The sequence below is a fragment of the Rahnella sp. BCC 1045 genome (assembly GCF_019049615.1).
Taxonomy (GTDB): domain Bacteria; phylum Pseudomonadota; class Gammaproteobacteria; order Enterobacterales; family Enterobacteriaceae; genus Rahnella; species Rahnella contaminans.
The window spans coordinates 34,619-51,314 of sequence record NZ_JAFMOZ010000139.1; the positions used below are offsets into that span (position 1 = coordinate 34,619).

A 16,696-nucleotide genomic window follows, 5' to 3' on the forward strand; every position below is an offset into this window, starting at 1 on the left:
GGCGACTCCAATCTATTTTAAGCATGTTTAAACGGAAATTAAGGGCACAAATGCCGTATTCAATGAACGCGTAATGGGTAATACTCGGTCTAATTATGAGCGGAATGCACCCTTTCCCCTCCTCTTCATCAACGAGTGAGCCGTGATTATGTCTGATAAAAACACCGTTCCCCTTTCCGTGCTCGATCTGGCACCCGTCCCGCAAGGTGCTGATCCGGCGAAGGCTTTTCAATGTTCTCTGAGTCTGGCGCAAAACGCCGAGAAATGGGGCTATCAGCGCTACTGGATGGCAGAACACCACAACATGACCGGCATCGCGAGCGCCGCGACGTCCGTTTTACTGGGTTATATTGCGGGCGGGACGAAAACAATACGCGTGGGTTCCGGTGGCGTGATGCTGCCAAACCATTCGCCCTTGGTGATTGCTGAACAATTCGGAACGCTGGCGACGCTGTATCCGAACCGTGTCGATCTCGGCCTGGGCCGCGCACCGGGAACCGATCAGCGCACGATGATTGCGCTGCGCCGTCATCTTTCCGGGGAGATTGATAATTTCCCGCAGGATGTTCAGGAATTGCAGATGTATTTCGGCGACGTTCAGCCGCAGCAGGCCGTTCAGGCCGTGCCGGGACAAGGTTTGCATGTGCCAATCTGGCTGCTGGGTTCCAGCCTGTACAGCGCGCAACTGGCGGCGGCGCTAGGTCTGCCATTTGCCTTCGCCTCCCATTTTGCCCCAGATATGCTCTATCAGGCACTGGCGATTTATCGCAGCAAATTCCAGCCTTCTGCGCAGCTCGAAAAGCCGCACGCGATGGTGTGCATCAACGCGATTGCGGCCGATACCGATGAAGAGGCGCGCCGGATGTTTACCTCCAATCAGCAGCAGTTCATTAATCTGCGCCGCGGGATGCCGGGTAAACTCCCTGCGCCGGTCGATAACATTGAAAGCCTGTGGTCAGCACAGGAACGCTTTGGCGTCGACAACGCACTGCGCATGTCAGTGGTCGGTAATAAAGAGACGGTGCGTCAGGGGCTGCAAAATATTCTGCGTGAAACTGAGGCCGATGAGCTGATGATCAACGGTCAGATTTTTGATCACCAGGCGCGTCTGCATTCGTTCGAGATTGTCTCTCAGCTTCAGGGGGATTTGGTGAAAGAACAGCGCATCGGATAAACGTCGCGGTAAATGGCAGACGAAAAAAAACCAGCCTGTTAAAAGGCTGGTTTTTTATTATCTGAAATTCAGCGAACTGAAATCAGAATATTATGCGTCGGTAGTACGACGTGGTGCGCGGCTTGGCGGACGACGGTCGCCAGCGGCTGAAGAACCTTCACGACGGTCGCCGTTGAAAGAACGTGGAGCACCGTTACCACGGCCACCCTCACGACGTTCGCCATTGAACGGACGCGGAGCACCGTTACCACGACGCTCACCACCAGCACCTGCCGGACGGTCGCGACGCGGAGCTTGTGGCTGCGCATCACCGATCAACTGCATGTTCATCGGTTTGTTCAGGATACGGGTACGGGTGAAGTGAGACAGAATCTCGCCCGGCATACCCTTCGGCAACTCGATAGTGGAGTGCGTACCGAACAGTTTGATGTTACCGATGTAACGGCTGCTGATATCGCCTTCGTTAGCGATAGCGCCAACGATGTGACGAACTTCAACACCATCATCGCGGCCCACTTCGATACGATACAGTTCCATATCGCCAGCATCACGACGCTCACGACGTGGGCTGTCGCCATCACGTGCAGGGCGGTCGCTGTTACGCGCCGGGCGGTCACGACGGTCGCCACGGTCACCGCGGTCGCCACGATCTTCGAATTCACGACGTGGTGGACGGCTTTTGAACGGCTGATCAGCAGGAACGATCAGAGGGCGTTCGCCCTGTGCCATTTTCAGCAGTGCAGCGGCCAGCGTTTCGATGTCCAGCTCTTCTGCAGGTTGCAGTTTTGCCAGCAAGCCACGGTATTGATCCAGATCGCTGCTTTCCAGTTGCTGTTGAACTTTGGCTGCGAATTTAGCCAGGCGACGTTCGCCCAGCACTTCTGCAGTTGGGATTTCAACTTCTGGAATGGTCAGCTTCATGGTGCGTTCAATGTTACGCAGCAGGCGACGCTCACGGTTCTCAACGAACAGCAATGCGCGACCTGCACGGCCAGCACGACCGGTACGACCGATACGGTGAACGTAAGATTCTGAATCCATCGGGATGTCGTAGTTAACAACCAGGCTGATACGTTCTACGTCGAGACCACGTGCTGCCACGTCGGTTGCGATCAGAATATCCAGACGGCCATCCTTCAGACGTTCCAGAGTCTGCTCACGCAGGGCCTGGTTCATGTCACCGTTCAGTGCAGCGCTGCTGTAGCCGCTACGTTCCAGAGCTTCAGCCACTTCCAGCGTCGCGTTTTTGGTACGAACGAAGATAATCGCCGCATCAAAATCTTCAGCTTCCAGAAAACGTACCAGCGCTTCGTTTTTACGCAGACCATACACAGACCAGTAGCTCTGGCTGATGTCAGGACGGGTCGTCACGCTAGACTGGATACGTACTTCCTGTGGCTCTTTCATGAAGCGACGGGTAATGCGACGGATAGCTTCTGGCATGGTTGCAGAGAACAACGCGGTCTGATGTTCAGCCGGGATCTGCGCCATGATAGTTTCGACGTCTTCGATGAAGCCCATACGCAGCATTTCATCAGCTTCGTCCAGCACCAGGCCGCTCAGGTTAGAGAGGTTCAGGGTGCCGCGTTTCAGGTGATCCAGCAGACGGCCCGGGGTACCGACAACAACTTGTGGTCCCTGACGCAGTGCGCGCAGCTGAACGTCATAGCGCTGGCCGCCGTAAAGGGCAACCACATTCACGCCATGCATATGTTTAGAGAAATCAGTCATTGCTTCAGCAACCTGAACCGCCAGTTCGCGGGTTGGTGCCAGAACAAGAATTTGTGGTGCTTTCAGTGAAGCATCGATGTTATGCAGCAGCGGTAAAGAGAACGCTGCAGTTTTGCCGGAACCTGTCTGAGCCATGCCCAGAACGTCGCGGCCATTTAACAGGTGAGGAATACACTCAGCCTGGATTGGTGAAGGTTTTTCGTAGCCCAAATCAGTCAGGGCAGAAATGATCGGAGCAGACAGCCCCAGGTCAGCAAAAGAGGTTTCAAGCTCAGTAGTCATGTACACGTGCCTCATTAATAATGGCAGCCAGTCTACATAACTCGTCGAGAAAATTTTCAGTCATTTTCATTGAAAAGTGTGAACCGGCTCAAATTAGATTATAAAACGAACAAAGCAACCCTCGCCCGTTAAGGCGCTTAAAAATGGCATATACCATGATTAAAAAGGCTGATTGGTGTCGTCAGCTATTGCTGGTCCGATTCTGATAGGTCGTCTTGCTCATGGCCCAAAAGCGCCAATTCCAACAATGCATAGCGGTGCTCAACGAAGTTATGGACGTTGTTAGCTACCGTCAGTTTGAACAGTGCCGCGGCGCTGTTCTTGTCCCCCAGACTTAGGTAATGCTTACCTAAATAGAAGTCAGTTTCACTGAGATGCTCAGCGAGCGAAGTGTTATCCGTTGCTTCTGCCTTGAGGCGTTCCATCAGCGTAGATTCGCTGATTTTGCCCAGGTAGAATTCGACGATATTCCATCCCCATTGCCCTCTGTCCGCTTTGTCATAACGCTCCTGGAGCGCTACTTCGGCATTCTTCGGATTGATTTCTCGCTCCGCAAGATAAAGCCATAACGAACGGAAGGGATCATTTGGATCGTCTCGATAAAACGCCTGCAGATCATCCTGCGCTAACGAGAATCGGCCACCGTAATACAGTGCGATACCTCGGTTCAAACGCGCGTAGTTGTAAGTTGGATCAAGCTCTAGTACAGAATCAAACGCTTCATAGGCAGCATCGAAATTGCCTGCCTGCGTTAGGTAAATCCCCAGGTAGTTAAAAACTTCTGGCATATCAGGACGAATAGACAGCGCTTGTGAAAAATCATTTCGCGCCAGTGCTCTTAGCCCGAGACTATCATACAGCACACCGCGCTCATATAATAGCTGTGCTCTCTCATCGTCAGTCAATGACCGGCTGGCAAGTATTTGTTCCATGCGTGCCAGAATGACTTCCTGCTGCAACGTCGGCTGCAACGGAATCGCCAGAACTTCATTTTTACGCCAATCATGGTTGCTGCATCCTGCCAACATAAGTGCTGTCGCAACATAACACCAGCGCAAGAAAGGCTTCATTTCTACTCCCGGAGACAAACATTGGATGAACGTCCTGTCATCCGCTTGCTTAACACAAACGCATCCTACGTTCGTGAGACGAACAGCCCCCTTCCAGCTGGAAAGGAGCTGTAAAACTTCTGTTACAGATTATTCTGCTGCAGGTTGCTCAGTTGTATCGTCCTGAGTTGGTGCGGTAGCTTCTTTGATGCTCAGACGCACACGACCCTGACGGTCAACTTCCAGAACTTTAACCGGAACTTCCTGGCCCATCTGCAGGTAATCAGTCACTTTCTCAACGCGCTTATCAGCGATTTGAGAAATGTGAACCAGACCTTCTTTACCGCCGCCGATGGCAACAAACGCACCAAAGTCAACGATACGGGTCACTTTACCCTGATAGATACGACCCACTTCGATTTCTGCAGTGATCTCTTCGATACGACGGATAGCGTATTTCGCTTTCTCGCCGTCGGTTGCTGCGATTTTAACAGTACCGTCATCTTCGATTTCGATAGTGGTGCCAGTTTCTTCAGTCAGAGCACGGATCACAGAACCACCTTTACCGATCACGTCTTTAATTTTGTCCGGACTGATCTTGATGGTGTGGATGCGTGGAGCAAACTGAGAGATATCGCCACGTGGTGTGCTGATAGCCTGTTCCATTACGCCCAGAATGTGCAGACGCGCACCCTTAGCCTGGTTCAGAGCCACCTGCATGATTTCGCGGGTGATACCTTCGATTTTAATGTCCATCTGCAGCGCGGTGATACCGTCGCGGCTACCGGCCACTTTGAAGTCCATGTCGCCCAGGTGATCTTCGTCACCCAGAATGTCGGACAGAACGACAAAGCTGTCGTCTTCTTTAACCAGACCCATTGCGATACCCGCAACAGCGGCTTTAATCGGAACACCTGCATCCATCAGGGCCAGAGAAGCACCACAAACAGAAGCCATTGAAGATGAACCGTTAGATTCGGTGATTTCAGAAACTACACGTACGGTGTACGGGAAGTCTTCTGGTTTTGGCATCATTGCCAGCACGCCACGTTTAGCAAGACGGCCATGGCCAATCTCACGACGTTTTGGCGAGCCAACCATACCTGTTTCACCAACAGAGTACGGAGGGAAGTTGTAGTGGAACAGGAAGCTATCAGTCTTCTCGCCCATCAGCTCATCCAGATTCTGCGCATCACGTGCAGTACCCAGAGTTGCGGTAACCAAAGCCTGAGTTTCACCACGGGTGAACAGCGCAGAACCGTGGGTACGTGGCAGAACGCCAGTACGCACGTCCAGACCGCGGATCATGTCTTTTTCACGGCCATCGATACGCGGTTCGCCACGGAGAACACGGCTACGAACCACGTTCTTCTCGATGCTGCCCAGGATGTCGGAGATTTCGCCCGCATCCAGAGCGTCGTCTTCAGCTTGCAGAGCCTGAACAACGTCAGATTTGATAACGTTGATCTGAGCGTAACGATCTTGTTTATCAGTGATCAGGTACGCATCACCCAGACGGGATTCAGACAGTGCAGCCACGCGAGCGTGCAGCTCGGAGTTAACCGCTTCTGGCTGCCAGTCCCATTTTGGCTTACCGGCTTCAGCAACCAGTGAGTTGATGTTGTCGATAACGATTTGTTGTTGTTCGTGGCCGAATACGACCGCGCCCAGCATCTGATCTTCGCTCAGCACTTCAGCTTCAGACTCAACCATCAGCACCGCGCCCTGAGTACCGGCAACAACCAGGTCCAGACGGCTTGTTTTCAGCTCATCTGCGGTTGGGTTCAGAACGTACTGGTCGTTGATGTAACCAACGCGTGCAGCACCGATTGGGCCGTTGAATGGAATACCAGACAGGCTCAGGGCAGCAGACGCACCGATCATCGCAACGATGTCAGGGTTAACTTGTGGGTTCAGGGAAACCACAGTCGCGATAACCTGAACTTCATTCAGGAAAGAGTCCGGGAACAGAGGACGGATCGGACGGTCAATCAGACGCGAAGTCAGCGTTTCGCCTTCACTTGGACGGCCTTCACGACGGAAGAAGCTACCCGGGATACGACCAGCAGCGTAAGTACGCTCCTGATAGTTAACTGTCAGCGGGAAGAAGCTCTGACCTGGTTTCGCTTTTTTCTGGCCAACAACGGTAACGAATACCGCGGTGTCGTCCATGCTAACCATAACAGCTGCAGTAGCCTGACGAGCCATCATGCCGGTTTCCAGCGTAACGGTGTGCTGGCCGTATTGGAACTTACGAATAGTCGGATTAAGCAATGTAATATCCTTGTTTGTGGCGCGCAGCTGTTATGACAGCAGTTCACACCGATAAATATCCGAGCTTCTCACTACATTCTCGCGACTAATGACAATCCTTATTGGCCTGACGTTGTGGCAATAAAGTCTCTCATTAGCCGCGCGAAAACATCTGTAACGGAAGTTCATGTTCTTAGAATAACAATAGAAACAGCAGCCATACAGTAACCTGATTTGCTGATGCTTCCTAGAATAAAGGGGCCTATTGGCCCCTTTACACTGAAACTCGCTTGATTAGCGACGCAGACCCAGACGTTCGATCAGGCTGGTGTAACGTGCTACATCTTTACGCTTCAGGTAGTCCAGCAGTTTACGACGCTGAGAAACCATACGCAGCAGACCACGACGGCTGTGGTGATCTTTTTTGTGCTCTGCAAAGTGACCTTGCAGATGGTTAATTTGAGCAGTCAGCAGAGCAACCTGAACTTCGGTAGAACCACTGTCGTTAGTGCCACGACCGAAGTCGGAAACGATTTGAGCTTTAGCTTCAACGCTTAGAGACATAATCTTACTCCAAAATATTATAGATAATTAAACGGGAGCCGATCTCTAATTCAGCTACCCAATGCATAAGCTGCGCTATTCTACCCTTTGCTATATGTGATCGCAAGGTGAGCAGAAAGCGCTTAATCCGTGTATTCGACGACTAAACGACGCGGCGCAATGCGCCCATCATCATCTATTTCGCCCACACCGATAAACTTACGTTCTTCGCCTTCGGTGATGCGAACCATGCCACTCGCCGGCGCGCCAGATGCCTGAACAGGTTGGCCCTGCTTAACATATCCGGCCACCACAGGCAGCAGATTCACTTCCGGGAAGTCTTCACATGCGCTGTCCATCGGCAACAACAACGGATCCAGCAAAAGACGAGGCTCTATGCCCTGCTCTTCAGCCTGAGCAATCAACTCATGGAGTTTTTCCATGGTGACCATACGCTCAGAAGGATAGGTTGCGACCTGCAAACGACGCAGATAAGTCACGTGCGCACCACACCCCAACTTCTCGCCGAGATCATCGACAATCGTACGGATGTAAGTACCTTTTGAGCAGTGGATTTCCAGCTCAACTTCAAAACCTTCCCAGCGGATGAACTTGAGTTCATACACTGTAATACTGCGCGATTCTCGCGGAACTTCGATGCCCTGGCGCGCGTACTCATACAGCTTTTTCCCTTCGTATTTCAGTGCAGAATACATGGAAGGAATTTGCCGGGTTTCCCCGCGGAAGCTGTTGAGTGCGTCATCCAGTTGCTGCTGACTGAAGGTCACTTCACGTTCAGAAATGATCGCGCCTTCAGCATCAGATGTGTCCGTGCGCTGTCCCATACGGGCGATAACACGATAACGCTTATCTGAATCGAGCAGGAATCGGGAAAACTTGGTGGCTTCACCTAAGCACAACGGCAACATGCCGGTAGCCAGAGGATCCAGCGCACCGGTATGCCCTGCGCGGTTAGCGTTATAAAGACGTTTAACCTTTTGCAGAGCATCGTTGGACGACAAGCCAATCGATTTGTCCAGTAGCAGAACGCCGTGAATGTCACGACCGCGGCGACGTGGGCGGCTCATTTATACTTCCTCGTCATCGCCTGCAGCTGAACGACGTTCAGCATCGTTCTTCACAACGTTGGTCACCAGGTTAGACATGCGCATACCTTCAACCAAAGAGTTGTCGTAAGCGAAAGTCAGTTCCGGCACGACGCGCAAACGCATTGCTTTACCGATCAGCGTGCGGATGAAACCGGATGCGTCCTGCAAAGCTTTGATGCCATTTTTGACACGATCAGGATCGTGATTGTCAGTCGTCAGAACGTCCAGGAAGGTCACGAATACTTTGGCATAAGCCAGATCGCGTGAAACTTCAACGCCTGAAACTGTCGCCATTCCTACGCGCGGGTCTTTAACTTCGCGCTGTAAGATAATAGCGATTTCTTTTTGCATCTCCTGAGAGACGCGCTGAGTACGGCTAAATTCTTTTGCCATGATGCTTTTCTCCTCACTTGATCCAGACAAATAAGGGGGCGCAAGGCCCCCCATCTGGATATCAGCTACTTCGCAAACGTTAAGCGATAGTACGTTTGATCTCGATGATTTCGAAGACTTCGATCACATCGCCAGCACGCACATCGTTGTAGTTCTTAACGCCGATACCACATTCCATGCCGTTACGAACTTCAGCAACGTCATCTTTGAAGCGACGCAGGGATTCCAGCTCGCCTTCATAGATCACCACGTTATCACGCAGTACACGGATTGGGTTGTTACGCTTGATCATACCCTCAGTAACCATACAACCTGCAATTGCGCCGAATTTAGGTGACTTGAACACGTCACGAACTTCAGCCAGGCCGATGATTTGCTGTTTGTACTCTGGCGCCAACATACCGCTCATCGCCTGCTTAACTTCGTCAATCAGGTTATAGATAACGGAATAGTAACGCAGATCCAGGCTTTCGCTTTCTACGACACGGCGGGCAGAAGCATCTGCACGGACGTTGAAGCCGAGGATGATCGCGTTGGAAGCAGCAGCCAGCGTTGCATCAGTTTCGGTGATACCACCTACACCCATGCCTACGATTTTGACTTTCACTTCGTCGGTAGACAAGCTCTGCAATGCATCGGAAATCGCTTCGCAAGAACCCTGTACGTCAGATTTCAGAACGATGTTCAGTTCAGAAACTTCACCTTCGGTCATGTTCGCGAACATGTTCTCCAGTTTAGATTTCTGCTGACGAGCCAGTTTAACTTCGCGGAATTTACCCTGACGATACAGAGCAACTTCACGAGCTTTCTTCTCGTCACGAACAACGGTCACTTCATCACCCGCAGCAGGAACGCTGGACAGACCCAGCACTTCGACAGGGATTGAAGGACCTGCTGACAGAATGTCACGACCCATTTCGTCACGCATCGCACGGACACGGCCGTATTCGAAGCCACACAGAATGATGTCGCCTTTATTCAGCGTACCTTCCTGAACCAGAACGGTAGCAACCGGGCCGCGACCTTTATCCAGGAAGGACTCGATCACAACACCACTCGCCATACCGGTACGAACAGCTTTCAGTTCCAGAACTTCAGCTTGCAGCAAGATGGCTTGCAGCAGATCGTCGATACCAGTACCGACTTTAGCAGAAACGTGGATGAACTGAGACTCACCGCCCCACTCTTCTGGCATAACGCCGTACTGAGACAGTTCGGTACGAACGCGATCCGGATCAGAGTCTGGCTTATCAATTTTATTGACTGCAACGACGATTGGCACACCAGCAGCTTTCGCATGCTGAACTGCTTCGATCGTTTGTGGCATCACGCCATCATCAGCAGAAACAACCAGAACCACGATGTCCGTAGCCTGAGCACCACGAGCGCGCATTGAAGTAAACGCGGCGTGTCCCGGTGTATCCAGGAAGGTGATCATGCCATTTTCGGTTTCAACGTGATAAGCACCGATGTGCTGGGTAATACCACCGGCCTCGCCTGCTGCCACTTTCGTAGAACGAATGTAGTCAAGCAAAGAGGTTTTACCGTGGTCAACGTGGCCCATGATGGTCACAACCGGAGCACGTGGCTCAGCGGCAGCAGAAGAAGCTGTATCACGATCGCTCATCAGCGCTTCTTCCAGCTCGTTCTCACGACGCAGAATAACTTTGTGGCCCATTTCTTCCGCAACCAGCTGAGCAGTTTCCTGATCAATAACCTGGTTGATGGTGGCCATGGCGCCCAGTTTCATCATGGTTTTGATGACCTGAGAACCTTTCACTGCCATTTTATTTGCCAGTTCGGCAACAGTAATGGTTTCGCCAATCACGACATCACGGTTAACCGCGATAACAGGCTTGTTGAAGCTCTGTTGCAGGGTGCTTGGTTTGCGTTTGCCTTTACCATTACGGCCAACAGCACGGGCTTCTTCGCGATCCGCTTTAGATTCGGACAGCTTGTTGCCTTTCTTCTGTTTGGTCGCTTTGCCACCGCGGGTACGGCTACGACGTTCGCCTTCAACTTTGGCGTCATTCTCGTCTTCAGCAGCACGGGCGTGGGTAGAAGTGGTGACATGGTAGTCAGCAGATTCTGATTCGCTTGGCGCGGCAGTTTCAGTCCAGACACCAGAGTCAGCCATTTTACGGGCTTCTTCTGCAATGCGCTTGGCGTTTTCTTCAAGCTTACGCTGGGCTTCTTCTTCCGTTTTGCGTTTCAGCTCTGCGGCTTCAGCTTCACGGCGTGCTTTCTCTGCCTGAGCTGGTTTGGTTACTTCATCGGTATGTTGATTCGTCACTTTATCTTTTTCCGCTGCGTCACGCTTAGCTTTATCAGCGGCCTCACGTTTAGCTTGCTCTTCGGCGGCGCGCTTGGCTTTTTCCTGAGCTTCGCGCTGGGCTTGCTCTGCTGCTACACGCTGTGCCTGTTCTTCCGCGTCACGCTTCGCCTGCTCTTCCGCTTCGGCCTGGGCAATCTCTGCCTCGGTCATATCACGTTTAACATAAGTGCGTTTCTTGCGGACCTCGATTTGCACCGATTTACTCTTCCCGCCGGTGCTCGGAATATTCAGTGTACTACGCGTTTTGCGTTGTAACGTCAGTTTGTTTGTCGCACCTGAGTTTCCACCATTCAGATGCGCCAACAATGTTTCTTTTTCTTGCTGGGTCACAGAGTCAGCTTCGGACTTCGAGATCCCTGCATCAGCAAATTGCTGTACCAGGCGATCTACCGGTGTCTGAATCTCTGCCGCCAGCGATTTTACAGTTACATCTGTCATGCTGTTCCTTCCTGCTACAGTTTATTACGCGTTGTCGCCAAACCAGCAGATATTGCGCGCAGCCATGATAAGTTCACCAGCCCGCTCGTCAGTAAGACCTTCAATATCAGCCAGATCGTCGACACCCTGCTCGGCAAGATCTTCCAGCGTACAAACCCCTTGGGCAGCCAGTTTAAATGCCATGCTACGTTCCAGACCCGCCAGGTTCAGCAGATCATCAGCAGGCTTTTTATCACCGAGACTTTCTTCCTGGGCTAAAGCAATAGTGGTCAGCGCTTCTTTTGCACGTTCGCGCAGCGCGTCTACGGTGTCTTCATCCAGGCCGTCGATTTCAAGCAGTTCGTTGACTGGCACGTAAGCCAGTTCTTCAAGCGTAGAGAAACCTTCTTCGACCAGAACCGTGGCAAAATCTTCATCAATGGCCAGGTATTTCGTGAAGGTATCAATCGCAGCGTGTGCCTCAGCCTGATGCTTGGCTTGCAGGTCGTCTGCTGTCATCACGTTCAGTTCCCACTTGTCATCACCACGATGCTGTTTCAACAATTGGGAGGCCAAACGCACGTTCTGACCATTACGGCCAATCGCCTGTGCCAGGTTGCTGGCTTCGACGGCGATATCCATGGTGCATTTATCTTCATCAACAACGATGGAAGCGACGTCTGCCGGCGCCATAGCGTTGATCACGAATTGCGCAGGATTATCATCCCAAAGGATGATATCGATACGTTCACCGCCCAGTTCACTGGATACGGCCTGAACGCGTGCGCCACGCATACCGACACAGGCACCTACCGGGTCGATACGTTTATCGTTGGTTTTCACTGCGATTTTTGCACGGGAACCGGGATCACGGGCTGCCGCTTTAATCTCAATCAGCTCTTCACCAATTTCTGGTACTTCGATGCGGAACAGTTCGATCAGCATCTCATTACGTGAACGGCTGACAAACAACTGGGCGCCACGTGCTTCCGGACGAACATCATACAGCACGCCACGGATACGGTCGCCAGAGCGGAAGTTTTCACGCGGAAGCATGTCTTCACGCAGGATAACGGCTTCAGCGTTGCTGCCTAAATCCAGTGCGATGCTGTCGCGGTTTACTTTTTTAACGACACCAGTGACGATTTCGCCCTGTTGTTCGCGGAATTGCTCAACCACCATTGCACGTTCTGCTTCACGTACTTTTTGTACGATAACTTGTTTAGCAGTCTGTGTGGTGATGCGGTCGAAAGTGACCGACTCAATTTGGTCTTCGATGTATCCGCCAAGCTCGATGGACGGATCTTCGTATTGTGCGGCCTCGAGGGTGATCTCGCGGGTAGGCTGAGTCACTTCGTCGACTGCAACCCAACGACGGAAGGTATCAAAGTCACCGGTTTTGCGGTCAATGCTGACGCGGACTTCGATTTCCTGCTCGTATTTTTTCTTGGTCGCTGTTGATAATGCAATTTCCAGCGCTTCAAAAATCTTCTCGCGCGGGAGGGATTTTTCATTAGAAACTGCTTCTACAACAGCCAGAATCTCTTTGTTCATCCTAGTTGCCTCTTCCAAACTCTTTAAAAGTGGGGTACCAGGTTCGCTTTCTGGATGTTGCTCAGTGCGAACACTTCATCTTTCCCTTCCACTGTCACCGTGATCATTTCGCCTTCGACAGCCTTAATAATGCCCTGCCATTTGCGACGGTTCTGCACAGCCATTCGCAGGACAATGCTAACTTCGTCACCGAGGAAACGTTGATAATGTTCAGCGGTGAACATAGGACGATCAAGGCCTGGAGAGGAAACTTCCAGGTTATAGGCGACGGTGACTGGATCTTCTACGTCCAGCACAGCGCTCACCTGGTGGCTGACATCAGCACAATCATCAACATTGATCCCGGCGTCACTATCAATATAGATGCGCAACGTCGATTGGCGAGCCCGAACGAACTCGATGCCCACCAGCTCAAAGCCAAGTGCCTCGACTGGTGCTGTAATCAGCTCTGTTAATTTTTGTTCTAATGTGGACAAGCCCACCCCCAAGACATAAAAAAAGGGCTAAATAGCCCAGTGATTCTGTTGCCAAATAACAAAAAACCCCGATAAATCGGGGCTTTATGCAACTGGACCCTATTTGCCGCACAGGCGGCTTCGGTGCAACTTTCGCAAAGTATTATTTTCAAATTGAAGCTTTCAAATTGGAGCTGCAGAACATCACAGGAAGATACTGAAAGTCTATTTGAAATAAACACTTAGGGAAAGTGGTTGCGGGGGCCGGATTTGAACCGACGACCTTCGGGTTATGAGCCCGACGAGCTACCAGGCTGCTCCACCCCGCGTCCGAAAACGTGGCAAATATTACGCCGATAACCGCTTAAAAGCAAGTTATCATAAAGATTGGTACCGAGGACGGGACTTGAACCCGTAAGCCCATTCGGGCACTACCACCTCAAGGTAGCGTGTCTACCAATTCCACCACCTCGGCACTCTTTTTTTCACAATCGCTCATACTGTCCAAGCACAAGCCACTGTTTAAAACTCTGCTTCTTTTGATAAGAAGTTTACTGCTTAGTGAGGAACGTCACTGTTAGGCGCTGCTGGAGCGGCCGGTGCAGTAGTCTGCTCAGTTTGTGCTGGCTGACTTAAGTTTTCCCACTCACTACCTTTTTGGCCTTTATTGGTACTCATGTTCCCAAGAATCAAACTAATGATAAAGAACAGTGCGGCCAAAATGCCTGTCATGCGGGTCATGAAGTTACCGGAACCACTCGAACCGAACAATGTGCCAGAAGCACCTGCTCCGAAAGAGGCTCCCATATCAGCGCCTTTACCCTGTTGCAGCATAACCAGAGCCACAAGGCCGATTGCTACGATAAGGAAAATCACCAGAAGAGCGTCGTACATAGTAGTACCTGTATCCTCGCGGGTTCACCGCATGCCAATTGCTTCTCACCAATTTAGCAGGTCATTCAAGGACCCACTGAAGCGGGTGTGAATACTAACCAAAGCCGTATTACCGCGCAAGGGCAATTTTCATCAGATTGTTCGTTTGCGGAAAAAATCGTCAAATATCCGTCAAAACAACCAAAGTGATTCATTTTACGCCGCTCCCCGGAAATAAAGCTGCGGCGAAAAAAAATGAAAATTCTCCGTTTTTTATCGGCTTACGGCTTCACGGCTTTTACGGCATCGGCGATACGGTTCGCCAGTTTTTCGACCAGTGCCGCGTCTTCGCCTTCAACCATCACGCGCAGCAACGGTTCGGTGCCTGATTTGCGTAACAGCACACGGCCGCGACCACCCAGCTCTTTTTCCACTTCAGCAGTCACTTTTTTGACGTCGTCGGATTCCAGCGGATCATGTTCCCCGGCAAAGCGAACATTCACCAAAATCTGCGGCAACAATTTCATGCCGCTGCAAAGATCGTGAAGGCTCATATGGTTGCGAACCATCGCAGTGAGCACTTGCAAACCGGCCACGATGCCATCTCCTGTGGTGGTTTTGTCCAGCAGGATAATGTGACCTGAGTTTTCTGCACCGATGCGCCAGCCTTTCTCCTGCATTTTCTCCAGCACGTAGCGGTCGCCGACTTTAGCGCGGGTGAAAGGAATGCCCAGCTGTTTGAGCGCCAGTTCCAGCCCCATATTGCTCATCAGCGTGCCCACGGCGCCGCCTTTCAGCTGCCCCTGGCGCAAACCTTCGCGCGCAATGATATAAAGGATCTGGTCGCCATCGACCTTGTTGCCTTCGTGGTCAACCATGATCAAACGGTCACCGTCGCCATCAAATGCCAGACCGAGGTCAGCTTTTTCTGCCAGAACGCGTTTTTGCAACTGACGTACATCTGTCGCACCGCATTCTTCATTGATGTTCATGCCGTCAGGCTCGCAGCCGATCGCAATCACTTTAGCACCCAGTTCGCGCAGCACGCTTGGGGCAATGTGATAGGTTGCGCCATTGGCACAGTCGACCACAATTTTGAGGCTATTCAGGCTCAGTTCGCTCGGGAATGTACCTTTGCAAAATTCGATATAACGGCCTGCTGCGTCAACGATCCGGCTGGCTTTGCCCAGTTCGGCAGACTCTACGCAGGTCAGCGGTTTTTCCAGCTCAGCTTCAATAGCCTCTTCAACTTCATCAGGCAGTTTCGTCCCGTCGATGGTGAAAAACTTGATGCCGTTGTCGTAGTAAGGGTTATGCGATGCAGAGATAACAATCCCCGCTTCTGCCCGGAATGTTCTTGTAAGGTAAGCAACCGCTGGCGTTGGCATAGGTCCGGTGAAAGAAGCCGACAGACCGGCCGCAGCCAGCCCGGCTTCCAGTGCAGATTCCAGCATATAACCGGAAATGCGGGTGTCTTTGCCGATAATAACTTTGCGCGAACCGTGTCGGGCCAGCACTTTACCGGCAGCCCAGCCGAGTTTCAGAACAAAATCAGGTGTAATCGGGCTATCGCCTACTTTTCCGCGGATGCCATCTGTCCCAAAGTATTTACGGTTGCTCATAGTTATTTTTTATTCCTTGCAGAAAGTGTGGCTTCGACGATACGCATCGCTTCAACGGTTTCTTTGACATCATGTACCCGGATTATCTGAGCGCCTTGCATAGCCGCGATGACTGCACAGGCGACACTCCCGGTAACCCGCTTTTCAGGTGACACATGCAGCAGTTGCCCCACCATAGATTTTCGCGACATACCCACCAGAAGCGGCAATCCCAGATGATGGAATTCTGCCAGTCGGGCGAGCATCTGGTAATTGTGTTCCAGATTTTTACCGAAACCGAAGCCGGGGTCGAGTAACAATTTATTTTTAGGAATACCGGCGTTCACACAACGCGAAATTTGCCCGGCAAGATACTGCTCAACTTCGGCAACTACATCTCCGTAATGCGGAGAATGCTGCATTGTTTTCGGGTCTCCTTGCATGTGCATCAGACAAACGGGTAACCCGGTTTCTGCCGCAGCCTGCAATGCTCCCGGCTCCTGAAGCGAACGAATGTCGTTAATCAAATGCATGCCCGCATTCGCGGATTCGCGGATCACTGAAGCCTTCGAGGTATCGACAGAAATCCAGACATCAAAACGCCGGGCTATCGCCTCAACGATCGGTACCACGCGGGCCAGTTCTTCATCTTCGCTCACTTCAGCTGCGCCCGGACGCGTTGATTCGCCCCCGATATCAAGGATTGTCGCGCCAGCATCAACCATCGCCTGAGCGTGTCGAAGCGCAAGATCCAGCGTGTTGTGTCGCCCGCCATCGGAAAAAGAATCCGGGGTAACATTCAGGATCCCCATCACTTGGGGAAAAGTGAGATCCAGTATCGACTCTCTGGCTGTGAGGTGCATAAATCATGTCCCTTCTGGTCGTTCGTGAGGCAGTTTCAAATTCCGAGACAAAGAATGCACGCAT

At 51.7% G+C, this 16,696-nt stretch carries 14 protein-coding genes and 2 tRNA genes; 1 reads left to right on the plus strand and 15 read right to left on the minus strand.

Annotation, left to right across the window (positions count from 1 at the left end; genetic code table 11):
• Positions 1 to 148 precede the first annotated feature (148 nt).
• On the plus strand, positions 149 to 1,174 hold the full coding sequence (locus J1782_RS20250; protein WP_152325281.1) for a luciferase-like monooxygenase: 1,026 nt from the start codon (positions 149 to 151) through the stop codon (positions 1,172 to 1,174).
• 90 nt (positions 1,175 to 1,264) lie between these two features.
• Here the strand turns inward: J1782_RS20250 and J1782_RS20255 are convergent, their stop codons facing one another.
• From J1782_RS20255 to folP, 15 genes are all read right to left on the minus strand, one after another.
• On the minus strand, positions 1,265 to 3,187 hold the full coding sequence (locus J1782_RS20255) for a DEAD/DEAH family ATP-dependent RNA helicase (RefSeq protein ID WP_152325282.1): 1,923 nt from the start codon (positions 3,185 to 3,187) through the stop codon (positions 1,265 to 1,267).
• Complete coding sequence (yrbN, locus tag J1782_RS26575) at positions 3,177 to 3,257, minus strand: protein YrbN (RefSeq protein WP_096335046.1); 81 nt, start codon at positions 3,255 to 3,257, stop codon at positions 3,177 to 3,179. The genes J1782_RS20255 and yrbN overlap by 11 nt, the downstream gene beginning before the upstream one ends.
• Positions 3,258 to 3,372: 115 nt before the next feature.
• Positions 3,373 to 4,257, minus strand: coding sequence for a lipoprotein NlpI (gene nlpI, locus J1782_RS20265; protein ID WP_112286786.1), 885 nt, complete (start codon positions 4,255 to 4,257; stop codon positions 3,373 to 3,375).
• A gap of 129 nt (positions 4,258 to 4,386) precedes the next feature.
• Positions 4,387 to 6,510 carry a polyribonucleotide nucleotidyltransferase gene (pnp, locus tag J1782_RS20270; RefSeq protein ID WP_217153807.1) on the minus strand — a complete coding sequence of 708 codons (2,124 nt, stop codon included), beginning with the start codon at positions 6,508 to 6,510 and terminating at the stop codon, positions 4,387 to 4,389.
• Positions 6,511 to 6,783: 273 nt separating this feature from the next.
• Positions 6,784 to 7,053 carry a 30S ribosomal protein S15 gene (rpsO, locus tag J1782_RS20275; RefSeq protein WP_014333706.1) on the minus strand — a complete coding sequence of 90 codons (270 nt, stop codon included), beginning with the start codon at positions 7,051 to 7,053 and terminating at the stop codon, positions 6,784 to 6,786.
• A 122-nt stretch (positions 7,054 to 7,175) separates the two neighbouring features.
• Positions 7,176 to 8,120 carry a tRNA pseudouridine(55) synthase TruB gene (gene truB / locus J1782_RS20280; RefSeq protein WP_165058864.1) on the minus strand — a complete coding sequence of 315 codons (945 nt, stop codon included), beginning with the start codon at positions 8,118 to 8,120 and terminating at the stop codon, positions 7,176 to 7,178.
• A complete protein-coding gene (rbfA, locus tag J1782_RS20285; RefSeq protein ID WP_101078324.1) occupies positions 8,121 to 8,534 on the minus strand; it encodes a 30S ribosome-binding factor RbfA in 414 nt (137 codons plus the stop codon).
• A 79-nt stretch (positions 8,535 to 8,613) separates the two neighbouring features.
• A complete protein-coding gene (gene infB / locus J1782_RS20290) occupies positions 8,614 to 11,307 on the minus strand; it encodes a translation initiation factor IF-2 (protein ID WP_152325285.1) in 2,694 nt (897 codons plus the stop codon).
• Between the two features lie 24 nt (positions 11,308 to 11,331).
• Positions 11,332 to 12,840: a transcription termination factor NusA gene (gene nusA, locus J1782_RS20295; protein ID WP_152325286.1), complete on the minus strand. Its 1,509-nt coding sequence runs from the start codon at positions 12,838 to 12,840 to the stop codon at positions 11,332 to 11,334.
• 23 nt (positions 12,841 to 12,863) lie between these two features.
• Complete coding sequence (gene rimP / locus J1782_RS20300) at positions 12,864 to 13,316, minus strand: ribosome maturation factor RimP (protein WP_147243271.1); 453 nt, start codon at positions 13,314 to 13,316, stop codon at positions 12,864 to 12,866.
• Between the two features lie 231 nt (positions 13,317 to 13,547).
• Positions 13,548 to 13,624: transfer RNA gene (locus J1782_RS20305), tRNA-Met, on the minus strand.
• A gap of 59 nt (positions 13,625 to 13,683) precedes the next feature.
• A tRNA-Leu gene (locus J1782_RS20310) sits at positions 13,684 to 13,770 on the minus strand.
• Positions 13,771 to 13,853: 83 nt separating this feature from the next.
• Complete coding sequence (gene secG, locus J1782_RS20315) at positions 13,854 to 14,189, minus strand: preprotein translocase subunit SecG (protein WP_101078321.1); 336 nt, start codon at positions 14,187 to 14,189, stop codon at positions 13,854 to 13,856.
• Positions 14,190 to 14,449: 260 nt separating this feature from the next.
• Complete coding sequence (glmM, locus tag J1782_RS20320) at positions 14,450 to 15,790, minus strand: phosphoglucosamine mutase (protein WP_152325287.1); 1,341 nt, start codon at positions 15,788 to 15,790, stop codon at positions 14,450 to 14,452.
• A 2-nt stretch (positions 15,791 to 15,792) separates the two neighbouring features.
• Positions 15,793 to 16,632: a dihydropteroate synthase gene (folP, locus tag J1782_RS20325; RefSeq protein WP_217153808.1), complete on the minus strand. Its 840-nt coding sequence runs from the start codon at positions 16,630 to 16,632 to the stop codon at positions 15,793 to 15,795.
• Positions 16,633 to 16,696: the final 64 nt, after the last annotated feature.

Excerpts from the sequence above, each read along its gene's own strand:
- rpsO (WP_014333706.1), bottom strand. The coding sequence starts at position 7,053 with ATGTCTCTAAGCGTTGAAGCTAAAGCTCAAATCGTTTCCGACTTCGGT.
- J1782_RS20250 (WP_152325281.1), top strand. The coding sequence starts at position 149 with ATGTCTGATAAAAACACCGTTCCCCTTTCCGTGCTCGATCTGGCACCC.
- J1782_RS20255 (WP_152325282.1), bottom strand. The coding sequence starts at position 3,187 with ATGACTACTGAGCTTGAAACCTCTTTTGCTGACCTGGGGCTGTCTGCT.
- nlpI (WP_112286786.1), bottom strand. The coding sequence starts at position 4,257 with ATGAAGCCTTTCTTGCGCTGGTGTTATGTTGCGACAGCACTTATGTTG.
- glmM (WP_152325287.1), bottom strand. The coding sequence starts at position 15,790 with ATGAGCAACCGTAAATACTTTGGGACAGATGGCATCCGCGGAAAAGTA.
- yrbN (WP_096335046.1), bottom strand. The coding sequence starts at position 3,257 with ATGAAAATGACTGAAAATTTTCTCGACGAGTTATGTAGACTGGCTGCC.
- rbfA (WP_101078324.1), bottom strand. The coding sequence starts at position 8,534 with ATGGCAAAAGAATTTAGCCGTACTCAGCGCGTCTCTCAGGAGATGCAA.
- truB (WP_165058864.1), bottom strand. The coding sequence starts at position 8,120 with ATGAGCCGCCCACGTCGCCGCGGTCGTGACATTCACGGCGTTCTGCTA.
- folP (WP_217153808.1), bottom strand. The coding sequence starts at position 16,632 with ATGCACCTCACAGCCAGAGAGTCGATACTGGATCTCACTTTTCCCCAA.
- nusA (WP_152325286.1), bottom strand. The coding sequence starts at position 12,840 with ATGAACAAAGAGATTCTGGCTGTTGTAGAAGCAGTTTCTAATGAAAAA.
- infB (WP_152325285.1), bottom strand. The coding sequence starts at position 11,307 with ATGACAGATGTAACTGTAAAATCGCTGGCGGCAGAGATTCAGACACCG.
- secG (WP_101078321.1), bottom strand. The coding sequence starts at position 14,189 with ATGTACGACGCTCTTCTGGTGATTTTCCTTATCGTAGCAATCGGCCTT.